Annotated in this window: 13 protein-coding genes; all 13 read right to left on the reverse strand. The window is 40.1% G+C overall.

What is annotated here, in order from left to right:
- Positions 1–294: 294 nt before the first annotated feature.
- Positions 295–2,130, reverse strand: coding sequence for a methyl-accepting chemotaxis protein (locus CC90_RS22255; RefSeq protein WP_051869345.1), 1,836 nt, complete (start codon positions 2,128–2,130; stop codon positions 295–297).
- A 29-nt stretch (positions 2,131–2,159) separates the two neighbouring features.
- The gene (locus tag CC90_RS0108720; protein WP_031390404.1) at positions 2,160–3,122 is read right to left on the reverse strand and encodes a heparan-alpha-glucosaminide N-acetyltransferase domain-containing protein; all 963 of its coding nucleotides are present in this window, start codon (positions 3,120–3,122) and stop codon (positions 2,160–2,162) included.
- The gene (locus CC90_RS0108725) at positions 3,112–4,848 is read right to left on the reverse strand and encodes a glycoside hydrolase family 2 protein (RefSeq protein ID WP_031390405.1); all 1,737 of its coding nucleotides are present in this window, start codon (positions 4,846–4,848) and stop codon (positions 3,112–3,114) included. Before CC90_RS0108725 ends, CC90_RS0108720 begins: the two co-directional genes overlap by 11 nt.
- Before the next feature lie 71 nt (positions 4,849–4,919).
- Positions 4,920–5,804 (reverse strand): carbohydrate ABC transporter permease, encoded by an 885-nt coding sequence (locus CC90_RS0108730; RefSeq protein ID WP_081905922.1) that lies wholly within the window; start codon positions 5,802–5,804, stop codon positions 4,920–4,922.
- Between the two features lie 9 nt (positions 5,805–5,813).
- Positions 5,814–6,704, reverse strand: coding sequence for a carbohydrate ABC transporter permease (locus CC90_RS0108735; protein ID WP_031390407.1), 891 nt, complete (start codon positions 6,702–6,704; stop codon positions 5,814–5,816).
- 122 nt (positions 6,705–6,826) lie between these two features.
- A complete protein-coding gene (locus CC90_RS0108740) occupies positions 6,827–8,155 on the reverse strand; it encodes an extracellular solute-binding protein (RefSeq protein WP_051869346.1) in 1,329 nt (442 codons plus the stop codon).
- A 557-nt stretch (positions 8,156–8,712) separates the two neighbouring features.
- Positions 8,713–9,633 (reverse strand): ArsR/SmtB family transcription factor, encoded by a 921-nt coding sequence (locus CC90_RS0108745; RefSeq protein ID WP_031390409.1) that lies wholly within the window; start codon positions 9,631–9,633, stop codon positions 8,713–8,715.
- 378 nt (positions 9,634–10,011) lie between these two features.
- Positions 10,012–11,145: a DNA (cytosine-5-)-methyltransferase gene (locus CC90_RS23030; RefSeq protein WP_051869347.1), complete on the reverse strand. Its 1,134-nt coding sequence runs from the start codon at positions 11,143–11,145 to the stop codon at positions 10,012–10,014.
- Positions 11,146–11,295: 150 nt separating this feature from the next.
- Positions 11,296–11,556, reverse strand: a complete 261-nt coding sequence (locus tag CC90_RS25290; RefSeq protein WP_031390410.1) for a hypothetical protein — start codon at positions 11,554–11,556, stop codon at positions 11,296–11,298.
- Between the two features lie 13 nt (positions 11,557–11,569).
- On the reverse strand, positions 11,570–12,070 hold the full coding sequence (locus CC90_RS0108765) for an NUDIX hydrolase (protein WP_051869348.1): 501 nt from the start codon (positions 12,068–12,070) through the stop codon (positions 11,570–11,572).
- Between the two features lie 168 nt (positions 12,071–12,238).
- Positions 12,239–13,450, reverse strand: coding sequence for an MFS transporter (locus CC90_RS0108770; protein WP_031390412.1), 1,212 nt, complete (start codon positions 13,448–13,450; stop codon positions 12,239–12,241).
- 630 nt (positions 13,451–14,080) lie between these two features.
- Complete coding sequence (locus CC90_RS0108775; protein WP_081905923.1) at positions 14,081–14,704, reverse strand: EFR1 family ferrodoxin; 624 nt, start codon at positions 14,702–14,704, stop codon at positions 14,081–14,083.
- A 334-nt stretch (positions 14,705–15,038) separates the two neighbouring features.
- Positions 15,039–16,253 (reverse strand): IS256 family transposase, encoded by a 1,215-nt coding sequence (locus CC90_RS0108780; protein WP_031390389.1) that lies wholly within the window; start codon positions 16,251–16,253, stop codon positions 15,039–15,041.
- Between the last annotated feature and the right edge of the window lie 14 nt (positions 16,254–16,267).

Raw genomic sequence — 16,267 nt, forward strand, 5'->3', positions numbered from 1 at the left:
TCGCTTTTTAAGACAAGCCAGACCAATATCAGTCAGCATGTTGACTTGTCACACATTTTTGTGCAAACTACTCCCTCACGGGTTTCTTTAATTTATAAAAAGGATATCATAAGATACTTCTATCGTCAATACAAATGCAGAAAGAAGAAAACTATACCCTACCCGTTTTTACCTCAAAAACACACCCTCAATATGTTCTTACAGACGCACATTGAGGGCCGGAAATAAATCAAATCATTAATCTATTTATTATCGCGTCCTTGAATCCCATTATTCTCAGCGATTCCAGAGGCTCTAAAGCTGAAAGGAAAACATATTTTCCTCCAGCACAGCTGCAATTTCTTTCAACTGTTTTGCATTGTCGCTGATTTCAGTCATAATATTGCTGACCTCGATGACCGAAGCAGAGGTTTCCTCTGTACTTGCCGCATTCTGCTGCGCAATGGCGGTAAGATTCTGAACAATATCGACAACACTGGTACGCGCTTCATCCAAATGTGCTGTTTTATCAGCAATTTCACCGACACCTCTGATAGACTTGTGTATGCCTTCTCTGACCTGTGTGAAAACGGAGCCTGTTTTGGTAACTTTTTCACTTTGGCTCTTCATAATCTCTTTCACCTGGTTCATAGTCGTAACTGCTTTTTGGGAATCTTCAATCAGCGTATGGATAATCTTGTCAATTTCACGGGCTGAATTATTGGATTGTTCCGCCAACTTTTGTATTTGCGCAGCAACAACTGCAAATCCCCTTCCTGCATCACCTGCTCTTGCAGCTTCTATGGACGCATTTAAAGACAATAGATTAGTCTCATCGGCAATGGAAGAAATCAAGGTAGTCGCTTCTTTAATTTTCATGGCAGAAGCGTTGGTTGTATTCGTCTGTTCATAAATAATGTCAATAGAAGTAATTGCACGCTTATTAATCTCATCAAGCTGCTGTAATGTATCCGAGGCCTCATCACTGGAGGACTTCATGGCAGCCGCCGTTGTATTGAGGCTATCCACCTCATAATTGGTATGTTCAATCATGTTACCCATATCAATAATATTTTCAGTCGCTTTCTGAGTTTCCGACGCCTGATTATTTGCTCCGCTCGCTATCTCGCCTACTGCGGCTTCTACATTTTTTACCGTTGATGATGTAAGCATTGCATTATTATCAAGCCGGTTCGCAGACTCGTAGAGATTAGCGCTTTGCTTTTTAATCTGTGATACGATGTCAACCAACTTTACACGAAGTTCTGCAATAGCACGCGCAATCTGCCCGGTTTCATCGTTTTGCAGACTAAGACGCTTGGAAGTTGGATTCTCCGTAAAGTCTAAGGTGCTAAACCGATTAATTTCAGTCGTGATTTGTAACAGAGGATTCATTAATCGTGCTGTTATCCGGTAGGATATAATACCCCCTAAGATAAGAACTGCAATTCCAATCAAAGCTGCAATTCCCCCCATCAAATAAGCAGAACTAAGTATCTCAGAAGCATCTGCCGTAAGAACAAGGATTGCAGATCGATCAGCAGTAATATAATACGCTGCATACTTGGTAAGACCATTATAATCGTAGCTTACAACATCATTTTGGATAATATCTTCTACTGATGCCTTCGAAGCCTCAGCTTCTGACTTCTCAGCTTCCGGGATTTCCTCTTCCAATCCCAAAACCTCGCCTCCTGATTTATAAGCCTCTTCTACCGATTTAGAAGATTGCAATTTATTAACAACCTCTAAAATGAAAGAATTCTCCACCGGCAGTCCCACTTTTTCTTCCTCCGGATGATAAGCCATATTACCATCTGCAAGTACTACATAGACATAACTGGAATCTATCCCTTCCATACCCACTTTACCAAATAGGGTTCCCAAAGTATTCTTATTCAGCACAAATACCCCATTGCGATTGAGAGCGGCATCCAGATTTTCCCCGGTGGTATTACAGACGTCTGACATATAGCGCATATTCATATCAATTAGCGTATTTGCCACAAATGGAATGACAAAAGCAAGTGTCAGAGATACAGCAATTGCAATAGAACTTACACTGAGAGCAAGCATCTTACTTTTTAGCGAACCAAAAAAACCTTTTTTCCTCTGTTTCCCCGTTTCTTTTTTCTCGTGTTTCTTCATCATAATACCTCTTCCTTTATTACATAAAACATCTAAGATCGGGCTGTATGGTGGAGGTATCGTCCGATTCCAAGAATTGCAATACACAGTCCGATGCTGAATCCACTGCCGATTTTATAGAAGCTGCTACTTTTCAACGCAAAAATAATAAAATTACTAAGCAGCAGATAGAATAAACTGCTCTTCCCAATTACGCTGACCACGGATAACCACTTTATCTTACTCAAATAACCTGCGGCCAGATAATAGCAGTACAAAATAAACGCAGCGCCAACGAGCCATGCAAGCGACAGCGGAAAGCGGGAAGGATAGCCCCTTGACAGAAATAGGCTGTCGATTACCATATACACAGTTCCTGCAATAGAAATTAGCAAGACCTTTTTATCAAAATTCAATTTCTTCCTCGCAACGTAAACTCCTGCTACAAAGTATACGTAGAAAGGAAGTACCGGAAAGTAAGCTCCTCCTGTCCCTCCAATCAGAGTTCCAAGAATTGGCTTCACTTCTCTGTGAGGCAGGAGGCATACGAGCAGCGCAAGCCCTCCGATACCTAACAGTACTTTGGAATTCTTATGGGTCAGCGGTTTCCATAGGATAAAAGTTACCAATGTCAGCATTGCAAAAGAGAACAGGAACTCTGACCATCCCGCTAATCTCTGAAACAGCAGCAATTCCAAAATGCGATCTTGCCTAAGGGGAATTCTTTCTATGAATATCACATAGGAAAATGCAGAAACGTAATATGCTCCTAATAAAACAAGAATATTTTTTCCACCTTTTTTAACGGCATATTTAAAATCCTTTTGCAGATACGCCAGATAATAAGCAAATCCAAAGGCAAATACAAATCCCGAAAAAGTAGTAAGGTTTACCCATTCACTAACATTTTTCCATATCGATTCCCGCCCAAGGTCACAGAAAAACTGTAAGCAATGGGCGAAAATCATCTGTATTACCAAAATTCCTTTGAAGAAATCCAGTCTGTTATCTCTCATCTTCCGGTTCCCATCTGCCTTCGTTAATAGCACGAATAGTCTCTACAGGAATTTTGGGTTTTCTATCATAAGTACATAGTCCGTTAATCTCCTGCTCTACATCCGTAATTTCCGTATAACAGAAACCTTGTACATGGGGCGATGCAAGCAACGGGCTTATTACATCATTATATCTTCGCGCAAAATCTTCATCGGTAGTGGCACTGGAATATCCCCATCCTTCCTGACTGCCTTTTTTATAAGAGATTCCGCCAAATTCCGTGACCAGTATCGGCTGTCCCTTATACTCCCATCCATGGGCGAGTAAAGGTCTGCCTCCCGGTGCAAAGCGGAGCGTATTCTCCAATGTACGATATCTTTCTTTTAATATCTCCCCATTCCATTCATAATCATGGATGGTAAGCAAATCGCTGCAGGTATGTTCCCAGCCGTCATTGGAGATTACCGGCCTGGTCTGATCCAATGATTTGGTAATATGGACCATTGCCACACTGTGACTTTGTTCTTCCTTCTTATCCTTTATATAGAACACACCCCATGATTCATTAAGAGGCGTCCATGCTACGATACAAGGGTGATTATAATCCCTGAAGATTTCCTCCATCCACTCATCCGTAATTCGCTTCACATATTTCCTGGAATATACATAAGCCGCAGGAAGTTCTCCCCACACGAGGAAGCCCATCTTATCCGCATGGTATAAAAACCTCGGGTCTTCAATTTTCTGATGCTTTCTAACACCGTTAAATCCCATGGATTTTGCCAGCTCAATATCTTTGACAAAAGCCTCATCCGTTGGCGCCGTGAGCAGGGAATCTTCCCAATACCCCTGATCCAATAAAAGTTTCTGATAATATGGACGGTTATTTAAAAGGAATTTTCCATTTTCTATCGATACTTTTCTCATTCCAAAGTATGAGGACACAGTATCTGTTTCCCTCTCACCTTCGTATACCACAAATTTCACATCAAACAATCTTGGATTTTCCGGTGTCCATACCAAATCCTCCTGCACATTCCAGCTCTTAAGCAGCTGCTGGTCAAGAAATACCTTACAGCTTCCTTCCTTACGCAGTAAATCTGTGGTATTTACTGCCATTAACTTTTCTTCATAATAAATTTCTGTCCGCAGAACGGTAGCCTTGTCACTGCTCAGCTCGTATTGCACTCCCAACTGCATACTGTCCAAATCAGGAGTAAGGAACACTTTGGAAAGATGGATTTTATCTACCGCCTCTATCCATACACTCTGCCAAATTCCTGTAGAACGGGTATAAAAGATACCTTCCGAATTATCCTTCCAGTACTGCTTTCCTCTGGGAACTTCAAGATCCGCAGGTTCATCCGTCACTTGCAGAACAATTATGTTTTCTTTTTCCTGCAGGACACTGGTAATATTTACTTCAAAGCTGATATGTCCTCCAATATGTTCCGTGATAAATACACCGTTTACCCATAGCTTGCAGCTATAATCCACCGCCCCGAAATGGAGGATGATCTCCTTATCCGACATTTCCTCCGGTAAATCTATTTTTTTACGGTACCAAACAACTTCGTGAGGTTCATTACCTCCGATTCCTGACAACTTCGACTGATATACATAAGGAACGGTAATCTTCTTGTCAAAGCTGTCCACATCAAAAGAAAACTCCCATTCTCCGTTTAATCCTAGCCATTCCTTCCTGACAAACTGGGGTCTGGGATATTCATTTCTTGGGATACTCATATTTTTATATTTTCCTTTCTTCCGTAATCTTTCTTAATTTATGTTCATTTATATTCGATTCCGGTTCTTCGCTATCCCTTAACACCCGCGGATAATGATATTCCCTTCACAAAATATTTCTGTGTAAACAGATATAATATAACCATAGGTATAATTGCGATAGTTGCAACAGTACACAGTCTGGCCACCTGAATCGTGCCGAACACGCCTTTTACAAGCTGCAATCCTGCAGTCAAGGTAAGATTGTCAATGGCATTGATGGCAATAGAAGGCCACAAGAAATCATTCCAGCTTCCTGTAAAAGTAAACAAGCCTACTGCTATGAGAATCGGCTTGCAGGTCGGAATTACTATCTTTGTAAATATCCTCCACTCTCCCGCCCCGTCAATTCTGGCGGATTCCAGAATTACGTCGGGAATCGCATACATGAACTGGCGGATAAGAAAGATGTTCATTATTCCTGCCAGACCGGGCGCGATAAGAGCCAAAGGACCGTTTAACCATCCGAATACATGCATAATCTTATACAATGGAATAATATTGGTAATTGCCGGGAACGATGACAGGAACATGATTCCCAGAAAAATCACATCTCTTCCTTTAAAATGTAACTTTGCATAGGCATACGCAGACATCGCATAAATAATGACCGCAATAATCGTCTGGCTGCCCGATACGATCAAGGAGTTAACGAACCATTTATAAATCGGTAACTGCTTATTACTAAAGGAAAGAAGCTCTTTGAAATTGTTAAGTGTCCATGTCTTTGGAAGGAGCAGGAATCCTCCTGCCTGTTGAATCTCGACATCCAGCTTAAAGGAAGAAATCAGAATCCATCCCAAAGGTATCAAAGTAATTACTGCGAATAGCATCAATATACCAAAGGCAATCCAACCATCCTTCTTTGTATTTGGATATGCAAAAGAATCTTCCTGTTTTTTCTTAATTCTCTTCATGTTGTCCTCCTAATCCGAATTTTTTCGCAGCAATATAAGCTGACCGACAGCCACGCTACCTATAATAAGTCCCAGACAAGTTGACATGGCACTCGCCATACCTGCCGCTGACTTACCTGTTCCAAATGCCAGGTTACGGATATACATAAGCAGAACAAAGGTCGATTCGCTAGGTCCTCCCGCTGTCAACATCAATGGCTGACCATAGATATTAAACTGTGCGATCACTGATACGATAAGGGTATACACAAGAGGAAATTGAATAGAAGGTACCGTAATATACCGGAAACGCTTCCATCCGCTTGCACCATCTAAATCTGCCGCCTCAAGAATTGATTTGTCAATTCCTGACAGCGCTGCCACATATATAATCAAATTTCCGCCGATTCCCCACCATATTGTAGTTACTACAATAGTAATCCACGCCCAGGGCTGTTCGGCATACCAGTTAATATCCGTTCCGAACATTTTATTAAACAAGCCAAGAGAGCGGTTAAATATAAATAACCATGTCAGCGTTACCGAGGTAATGGAAAACAGTGTCGGCATATAGAATATTCCCTGAAATATATTACGTCCCTTTGGTCTTTTATTTAACAGCATCGCCAGCACCAGAGGAATTGCAAGCTGAAACGGAACGGAAATCAATACGAAAATCACCGTATTCTTAAGACCGTTCCAGAACTGCCTGTAAAAGACAGATTCCGTGTTTGTCAAAAATACGCTATAGTTTTTCAATCCTACAAAAGTCGGCGATGTAAACAAATCCCATTTTGTAAAGGATGCATAAATACCATAAATCATCGGTACCAAAAAGAATATAATAAATATGATCACATGAGGAGCAATAAATAGATATGGAGTAATATTTAGCTTTTTCTTCTTTTTCACTTTTTGCATTCTGCATCATCTCCTATTACTTTTTTAAAGGGGATACTGCTTTGAATATCCCATCCATTTGCGGTATCCCCTTCTTTTATTGACATAAGAGCAATTCGCGAAGCGTGCTGCCCATTGTCATATTACTCGCCCATCTCGATTCGACCTTCAGTCTCCTGAACCGCCTGATTCAAACCGTCTTCTGCTGTCATACGTCCAAATAATACTTCTCCGGTAATCTTATCTAATGCTTCTACTGCGTAACCATAATATTTGTAATCGTAAATCTTTAATTCCTCATTCTCATCTGCAAAGAACGCCTGAGGCATATCCTGGAACTCAGCAACCTCTTTAATCGCTACGTGTGCCGGTACCTGGCCTGCTTTTGCCCATTCCAAACTGTTATTTCCAAGGAAATCAATGAAATCAAGAACTGCCTGTGTTTTTTCTGCATCTCTGTTCGGATTCTTAGGAAGCACAAACTGGTGAGAAGACGTCCAGTTTCCCTTTGTGCCTGCATCAAATACAGGGAAGTCAAACATTTTTGCGTTAAGTCCCGTCTCTTTTATGTTGTTGTACATCCAGATACCTTCCGGACAAAACATGATGTTGCCGCCAAGGAACATTTGCCAAGGGTCGTCGCCATCTTTCTGTATGTAGCCTAACTCATTTAAATCTGTCCATGTATCAAAGACTTTCTTAGCTGTGTCATTGTTGAAATCCGGTACGTTCCCATCAGTACTTAAGGTTCCGCCAAGCTGTGCGTAAGAAGACAGGAAGTATACTCTCTGCCAAGTGATACCAAGAGGAGTAATTCCATCCGTTTTACACGCTTCACCTACTGATTTCACTTCATCCCATGTCAACACACCGTCATCCATAACTCCATTGCCGTATTTTTCATATAAATCCATGTTAACATAGAGGCAGAAGGAGTGAACATCAAGAGGAATACCATAATGCCCTCCGGCAATATCCGACATCTTCCACGCTTTAGGATTGTAATTCTCAGCCTTAATATTAGAATCGCCAAGTACCGTGTTGTAATCTTCAAGAAGTCCCATTTCCTGGAACAAAGGAACTCTTTCAATATGGTTAATTGCTACGTCGGGTACATCTTCACCGGTCTGAATCGCAAGAGGCATCTTTAAATATAAATCGTTCGCTTCTATTGCACGGTGATTTACTGTATAATCAGGATTCGTTGCATTATATGCGTCAACGATAGCCTGCATGGAGGAACCGTCTGCCCCGGTGAACACTGTCCAGAACTCAATTGTTCCTTTCGCCCCCGGTGCCACGGATGCCGTTTCCTCTGCCGGCGCTTCTGCGGATTCTTCCACCTGCGTATTTGCTGCTCCACTGTCTGTAGTGGTTCCCTCTGTCGTTCCAGCACTGGAATTAGACCCACATGCAATCATAGAAAAGCTTGTTGCCATTGCCAGAAGTAATGCTACTGCTCTTTTTGCCATAACTTTTTCTCTCCTTTTTATTGTTTTGTGTAAAATGCTCTGCCAGGCATTTTAAAACAAAAATATTGTTTTATATTTTCTCCCCTTATTATTTTAAATAACAATATTTATGTTTTAATATATTATACTATAATACATTTTGTATATAATATCAACACTTTTTTTAATTATTTTATATATTATTATTGCAATAAGTTGTTTTTATTGTTTGCTTTTATGTTTAAATTTATTTTAACCTCTCCCTCTTTTCCTTTATTTAAACAGTTTTTATGCTATATTCGACAATCAAAGCATTTTGTGGTCATTTTCAATCGGTATGTCATATGCATCCTGCCGGAGGTTTTCTTATCCTATAGGACATAATGTACTATGAAATAATAAAAGTATGTGTTGCCCGCTTTTTACTGCCAAGTACTTCGGCGACACAGCTCTTATTATGCGCACGTAGCTGCGCATTTATTTTTATGTAACAGGAGTTCTTTTTTCCTTACGCAAAAAATAGCCAGCCCCAAACCTCAGGACTAGCTATTATAAACGACTGACATACCATTTTCCTATTAATATTCTATACTAAGCACAATATTCTGCGGATAGTCACCGAATTTCTCGCCGAAGATATTAAATCCTCCCACGTATTTTGCATCCTTTTTATTTCCAATTCGAACCACGATGGAAGCTCCATTTTTTATGTCTAACATTTCAGTCGTGATATTCCCTACCTTATTTTCATTGACATAACAACCATCCTTCCTTACTTCCCACGTAGTAAGAAGCCCGTACTGGGTATTTCCCGACAGACAAGACGGAGGGGTAATCCTTCCCCTTCTGGCCCCAAAGTCTCCCGGGCTTCGCCATGTACCGCAGTCTATATGGTTAATCCACATAGTAATATCTGATTTCCAGTCTTCTCTATAATTCGGTGCCTCGGAACAGATTTCAAGAGATACTCCCAAACGTTTTAAATCCGCCTGCTCCGGAAGCTGGTTCGGAAATTTGTATTCCACATATCCCGCAGAGCTCCATATGATCTGTGCATTCAGATGTTCCGGCAGATAAAAGCAATAGGTTAAGTCTTCGTTTCCAATAACTCCAACTTCATCCGCGATTCCACAGGTGGAATACATCTCACAGTCGGTATATGCTCCGATTGGCATACTTACACTTGTTACCATATTTACATTCCTTGGAGCGCCATTTATGCCGATAGTCACCAAATCGTTCTTCCTGCTGCATAAACGCACCGCCCCCCTTGTCCCCGGTTGGACTTCCGCATTAATCAATTTTGCCTTCTCAAGAACTTTAACATGCAGAGCAGCACTGGATGCTGCTATTCCAAGCTTCTCAGCTATCTCCCCAATGTTCAGACTTTCTTCCTGCAAAAGCTTCAATATATCCAGTCTTACCGGTGTGGACAGCGCCTTTCCTACGTCGCATACCTCTTCTGCATTGTCTAAATTTAATGTTAGTAACTTAGCCATAACTCACGTTCTCCGTCTTAATTTTAATTTGCAGACCTTTATATCCTGAATGATTCACTAATCTAATTTAGCATTTTATCACAAGCTATGGAAATCAACAATATCGGGATACTTTTCTTTTATCCGTCTTCCATTATTATACAAGAACGACACAATTTCCACAAGAATCCAGACGATAAATCTTCCCATTCCGGCTTTTAAGTCCAGTATGAATAATGAGCATGAATTTTTCACTCGCTATCCGTATATTCCAGTATGTCCGGTGAGATAGCGATGCAAAATAGTATTTTTTATCAGTTAAATAAATCAATTAAAATCAAATTTATATTCCCATCTATGCACAGATATGTAAACAGAAAACTTATCAAGCTTTTTCCATTATACCAAAACATTTTTCACCGCAGTTTTCCAGCCATATGAAATCATCAAGCCCATTGTTTTTGTCAAAGAGATATTATCTCTATGTTCCTTCATAAATCCCACAATTCCATTTTGTTGATTGCAATATTGTTCTGCTTCCAATCTGCTCATACCATGATTCATGAAATACTCAATATCTGCCTCCACTTCTCTTTCTGTTTTTTCATCTGTCCAGTGATCCGCACCGATAATACTTTCCAACCTCTCTTGATACCCTTTATCATTCCTTTCCAGAATGTTTACCTTATCATTCATTCTACAGTCAACATCGTACAAACCAAGCCTTTTCATATAGTGTGGAATTTTCATTGCAATTGAATAATCCCTATTTTGCTTTTCCAGCTCTGTTGTCCAAAGCTTTTTTAATCCGTCATGCATGCATAAATCAGAATAATCCATACCGTCTATATGCAGTCCGCATGATTCAAATTCCCTGTTGCACTCTATGCTAACTACTATGCCATCACTCCTGGTAAACTCCACCATCTTTTTTAGATACGAGAACCCATCATTCACATGACGAAGAACAGCTTGACTGATGACGACATCATATCTTTTGTCTGTATGAAAATTCAATATATCTTCTTCAATAAATGTTACATCAAATTCTGTTCCTGCAAATATTGATTTTGCCTCATCGATCATACTTCTTGCAAAATCTATACCTGTATACCTACTCCCCTTCGGAAGCATCGGCAGCAATAATAATCCTAATGCACCGTAACCACACCCACAATCCAGTATCTCTATTGGTTTTTCTATTTTCCACACATAGTTGATCAGAAACTCAAAATAATCCTCATTCCACATATTTCTTCTTGTATTTTTTAAATAGGAAAGACGTTTCGACCAATATTCTATCGTACCGGAATCAGACGGAATATACTCTTGCTCCAAAGGGACTATACCTAATAATGCATCCACTGATACACCAAAATATGCGCTAATTTGTGGAAGCATATTAATGTCCGGTGACACCTGTCCATTTTCCCATTTGCTGATAGTTTGATAAGAAACAGAAAGAATATCTCCCAACTCTTGCTGGGTAAGCCGATTTCTTCTTCTTAATTCTGCAAGCTTTAGATTTATCATTTCTATAATCTCCTTTCTGCTAATATCATATCAATCTATGCCTCCCTTGTCTTTAGCGTATTCGGACAATTTATTATCTTAAAAAGCGAATCAGTCTATAGTCGGAATATTCCCTTAAAAATTCCTTCTTCTACTGCAACCTGGTCCAGTTCATTCTCCGGTAAATCGTAATAATACTATGAACTCCCGGTTGAACTTCATCCGGAACATCATCAAAATATAATCCCGAATCGCATGAAAAAACCGGCATATGAAATGCTTCATAATACGCGTTTGCTTTCTTCCTTGCATTTTCCAACGGCGTGAGTTTTCTCCTATCCGCATCTGTTCGGATATTTCTGCCACTGTTCCCTTTACTTCACCAAGCTTAGCTTCATCTGCAAATGTATGGCCACAACAAAATAACATCATCTTGGCTTTTCCATTACATATTCTCCATTTCCAGCAGCTTCTTCATTACCATTATCTCTCTTTTAATCCATGGAATATTTTCATAATTTTCTACAGACTCATTATTTGCAATGGCTTCCTCAAGCGTCATCCAGCTTACTTTATAATCGTATTCTGCTTCGTAATCATCCAGATTTCTTTTCCCTACAGCTTCTTCAACGTCACAGAAAAAATAATAAGAATCCATTTCCATTAAATCATCAATAGCACCTTTTCGCTTTTCGTGAACAAGTATTCCTTCTGAGATAGACTCTTTCTTTACAGAATAACCGGTTTCCTCCTGTACTTCCCTCAGCAGAGTCTGTTCTAAAGATTCTCCCTTTTCCATTCCGCCGCCGGGAAACTTATGGTCCCCATACTTACTATGTATAAGCAAATATTTTCCCTTTTCTTGAATAACTCCTCTTACTGCTGTCCTCTTAAATACGCTGCCACCCTCCAGATAATCATGTAAGTCTATAGTCAATTCTTTCATTGTACTATCCTTTCATCCGAAATAATATATCCTAAGTTTTCCGGCAATCTACCAAATACAATCCCAAGTACTTCCAGAATCTTTTCGCCTCTAGCCAATGACTTCCGGCAAGTGTTCCATCTGATTTATATGAATCCCACAATTATTAATTGGAAAGTCAGTTCTACCCTACGATTTACCTATCTCAATCAGCGAACGCGCCCGGAGTAACGCAAGACCGCTGACGAATAATACTATACCGGATGCAATCAACAGCCACTCAATTCGCACCACATCGCCCAAGGGTCCGAATACAACCATTCCGAGCGGCATTGCCAACCCACCGAACATCATCATCACGCTGAATACTCGCCCCATTTTGTCCGGCTCGATTTTGCTCTGGAGCAGCGTCATGCTTGGCGTGTTGAACAACGGCATTGTAACGCCGCAGATGAGCATTACGCCTAAATATACCCAAAAATCAGGCACTACACCGAGCAGAAAACCGGTCAAACCGAATAATGCACAAGCCATAATAATAGTGTGTGCCTTATTTTTGAAACCGCCCCATACAGAAATCAATATGCCGCCCATAACTGCGCCGATTGAAAATACAATTTCAATCGCAGTCAGCCGCCAAACATCATCGCCGAATGTACGGGCAGTTTGAAGCGGCGTAAGCAAAGCGGCAGGCGATGCGAAAAAGCCGAAAAATGTACTATAAATGATAATAAGTTTCAGCCATGCTTTGGAGTTAATATACCGCAGCCCCTCACGAAGTTCGTGAAAATATGCCTTTACACCACGTTTTACTTCCTCTGTGCGCAAAACGCCGGACACCTTAACAAATATCAAAACTATGCTTATGCCTATCGCCGCAGTCACCACATCAATGAAGAAAATGTACTCAATCGGCAAAAGCGACAGCAATGCACCCGCCGCCATCGGTGCTGCAAACATATTCAATGACTGAATCGAGCTTTGTATGCCGTTGAATCGCTGCAAACTCTCCGTCGGCACGATTTGCGGTATCATTGCCGAGACGGCGGGCTGCTGAATGCCTTGTCCGAACGACCGTGCAACTACAACTATGAACATAAGCCAGATATTTTTGTAACCGGAGATGTACGCAGCCGCCAAGCCGAGCGTTATCAGAGCGATACATGCATCGGATATCACGATAAGGTATTTGCGATTATGCCTATCCGCCCATACGCCTGCGAACGGTGAAATCAGTGTCATTGGCAATAACGCAGCACAAGTGAACAGCGTCATAATCACACCCGATTTAGTTTCGAGTGTGATTTGCCAAGTTATGGAGTGCTGCACGAGCATCGAGGCGAACATGGATACGAACTGCCCAATAATATACAATGTTGCATTACGTTTCCAGTTAGTCATTTCAGCACCTCACCTCTATTTACAGTTAAATAATTTATTTACTAGCCCCAAAACTTCTTAAATTTTTCTAAGATATCCTGCTCGCTATTACTATTTGTTTGAAAAAGGGAACCATGACTGTTCCCATCAACTTGCTTTCTGTCCTCTTTTCTATGTGCAGAATCTCATTTTGATTATTCTATCATAAACTTATAAATTATGATAGAAATATCCCTTATAAAATGGGCAGAAGAAAGCCCTCAAATCTTTTGACTTGGAGGCATTATTCTACTCACTTAATCTCTTTTCGTTCTAACAATCATCATATGAAAATGACTTTTTACACTCTTATATTCCCCGCTTGTTAATATATAAATACATATTACTTTCTTTAGAGCGAAAACAATATTCCATTCTCCTTAAACTGCATTATACATTTAGTATTTCACTACATATTGGAATTTGCCATTTCAACTTTATATAAACCAGCTGTCATATCTTAAATAAATCCATTTCTCTCAAGAAAATCGATCGAGTCCGTATTTTCGGGAACAGGATTAGTCAATTACAAAAGTGCCCTGCGGCTCATTGTCCCATTCAAATCAATCATTTCATTCATGTATTTAGCCCTCCTGCAGGTCTTACAATATATCACAGATACTTATCTATAGTACCTTGTTCAACCACACGCCTGCCCAGCAAAGTGATCGCTTGTTTCGGACAAGTATTCACACATCGATAACATAGTGTGCATCGTTTTCCGGATACAGCAATTCGATTTTTCAGCTCTATATTTTTCATAGGGCATAAAGCAACACACTTATTACATCCAATACATTTTTCAGGATGTATTTTTAACTTATCTGAATATTGTTTTGTTTTATTAATACAGTACAACCTTTGTCCCAAAAGTCCTGCAACGTGATATAAGCTTCCAATTCCTTCTTGCGGCGGATTATCGTTTTTGAATTCTCTTACGGCTTTCTTTATTTTTTGTTCTGCCGCTATTATAAGCTTCTTATTATGTGCCAACGGTCTCTTTAATACTTTTTCATCAGCTATACTGTCCGGCATCTTTAGATGTAAACCGCCGATAACTATTGCACCATACCTTTTCAGTTCTCTCGCCAATATACCGGCTCCATCTCCGCTGAACAGTGCCATTGTTGCAATAACAAAAACTCGTTTATCCTTCCACACAGTTTTATGGCTGACGATAAAATCCTTTAATATTTTAGGTATATTACTATATTGGACAGGATAACTGAAAACAATAGAGGGCGTAAATTTTCCTGTGTCTCAAATGACATCAAGTATCTGGAATTGAATTAGATATGTAAAATTCTTGTTAGTTATAGGTGAACTTTTGTGTCGAATTTATTTTCTTATTTTAGTCTGTGCAGATAAAGAAATTTTATACATTTCTACATGAAAAGTAATCGATAATTGAAAAGCAACTTTTCGTGGACGCTGCCCACACCCGACCTCCGAAATAAAAATGAAAAATCTGTTTATCTTGGAATATTCTGGTTAAACTATAATTATCGGTGAAATAAGATATATGTGGATCGGCAGGTAGCTTTGCGGGCAGCCTGCCGATTTTTTCTATTTACAGATATTCGCTAATCCGATCACCATACAAGATAAGAAGCTGACTTAAGACTAAGTCCCAGTTACGATAACGTTGCGTCCACTTCTTCTTTACATTCTGAGTCGCCAGGTACAACATTTTTTCCAAGGAAGTATCATTTGGAAAAACACTTTTTGTCTTGGTTACCTTACGAAACTGTCGATTTACTCCTTCTATGATATTTGTCGTATACATAATCCTGCGGATATCTTCGCTGAACTGAAAGAAAGGGCTTACAACATCCCAATTCTGTTCCCAACTTGCGATTGCATACGGATATTTTTTACCCCAGATTTCTTTCGCTCCTTCTAATTCAGAAAGGGCTGCTTCTTCGGTGGGTGCCTTGTATACTGCTTTAAAGTCAGACGCAAACTTCTTGATGTCTTTATAGGATACATATTTGAAGGAATTGCGCAGCATGTGGATGATACACCGTTGTACTTGTGCCTGCGGATAGGCCGCGGCGATTGCTTCCTTGAATCCGTTAAGTCCATCTACACAAAAGAAGAGCACTTCTTGGACACCACGATTCTTTAAATCATTTAACATACCCAGCCAGAACTTAGAGGATTCATTTGCCCCGATGTTGATGCTCAGGATGTCTTTATTCCCATCTAAACTTACGCCTAATACCACATAAGCTGCTCGATTCAAAATTCGTCCATCCTCACGGATTTTGTAATGGATCGCATCCATGAAGACAAAGGGATAGATTGGCTCCAAGGGACGGGACTGCCATTCTTTTACTTCGGGCAGAAGCTTATCCGTAATCTTGCTGACCATTTCGGCTGACACTTGAATTCCATACAAGTCTTCAATCTGATCATGGATATCGCGGGTGGTCATGCCTCTGGCATAGAGGGAAATGACTTTTTCCTCAATCCCCGAAATATCCCGTTGGTACTTAGGAACAATCTGGGGTTCGAATTCCCCATTTCTATCTCGGGGAATATCCAGTTGTACTTCTCCATACTGACTCTTTACGGTTTTGGGAGAATATCCATTGCGCTTGTTGTCCGAGTCCATATGCTCCTTATTATTTTTTTCATAGCCAATTGAAGCATTCATTTCCGATTCTAATAGCTCCTGCAGCATATCTTTAAAACTGTCCTTAAATAGGGCATAGATATCACTGGGACTATTAATGTCGTTATCAGCAATAATTTGTTGTAATTGGTCCTTTGCAATAGCCATATAAAAAGCTCCTT

It is taken from the genome of Kineothrix alysoides, from assembly GCF_000732725.1.
Taxonomy (GTDB): Bacteria; Bacillota; Clostridia; order Lachnospirales; family Lachnospiraceae; genus Kineothrix; species Kineothrix alysoides.

What these genes read in the sequence shown, in the direction of transcription:
- CC90_RS25290 (WP_031390410.1), bottom strand. Translation starts at nt 11,556, where the DNA reads ATGATGTTATTTTGTTGTGGCCATACATTTGCAGATGAAGCTAAGCTT.
- CC90_RS0108780 (WP_031390389.1), bottom strand. Translation starts at nt 16,253, where the DNA reads ATGGCTATTGCAAAGGACCAATTACAACAAATTATTGCTGATAACGAC.
- CC90_RS0108745 (WP_031390409.1), bottom strand. Translation starts at nt 9,633, where the DNA reads ATGGCTAAGTTACTAACATTAAATTTAGACAATGCAGAAGAGGTATGC.
- CC90_RS0108725 (WP_031390405.1), bottom strand. Translation starts at nt 4,848, where the DNA reads ATGAGTATCCCAAGAAATGAATATCCCAGACCCCAGTTTGTCAGGAAG.
- CC90_RS22255 (WP_051869345.1), bottom strand. Translation starts at nt 2,130, where the DNA reads ATGATGAAGAAACACGAGAAAAAAGAAACGGGGAAACAGAGGAAAAAA.
- CC90_RS23030 (WP_051869347.1), bottom strand. Translation starts at nt 11,145, where the DNA reads ATGATAAATCTAAAGCTTGCAGAATTAAGAAGAAGAAATCGGCTTACC.
- CC90_RS0108720 (WP_031390404.1), bottom strand. Translation starts at nt 3,122, where the DNA reads ATGAGAGATAACAGACTGGATTTCTTCAAAGGAATTTTGGTAATACAG.
- CC90_RS0108730 (WP_081905922.1), bottom strand. Translation starts at nt 5,804, where the DNA reads ATGAAGAGAATTAAGAAAAAACAGGAAGATTCTTTTGCATATCCAAAT.
- CC90_RS0108740 (WP_051869346.1), bottom strand. Translation starts at nt 8,155, where the DNA reads ATGGCAAAAAGAGCAGTAGCATTACTTCTGGCAATGGCAACAAGCTTT.
- CC90_RS0108770 (WP_031390412.1), bottom strand. Translation starts at nt 13,450, where the DNA reads ATGACTAACTGGAAACGTAATGCAACATTGTATATTATTGGGCAGTTC.
- CC90_RS0108765 (WP_051869348.1), bottom strand. Translation starts at nt 12,070, where the DNA reads ATGAAAGAATTGACTATAGACTTACATGATTATCTGGAGGGTGGCAGC.
- CC90_RS0108735 (WP_031390407.1), bottom strand. Translation starts at nt 6,704, where the DNA reads ATGCAAAAAGTGAAAAAGAAGAAAAAGCTAAATATTACTCCATATCTA.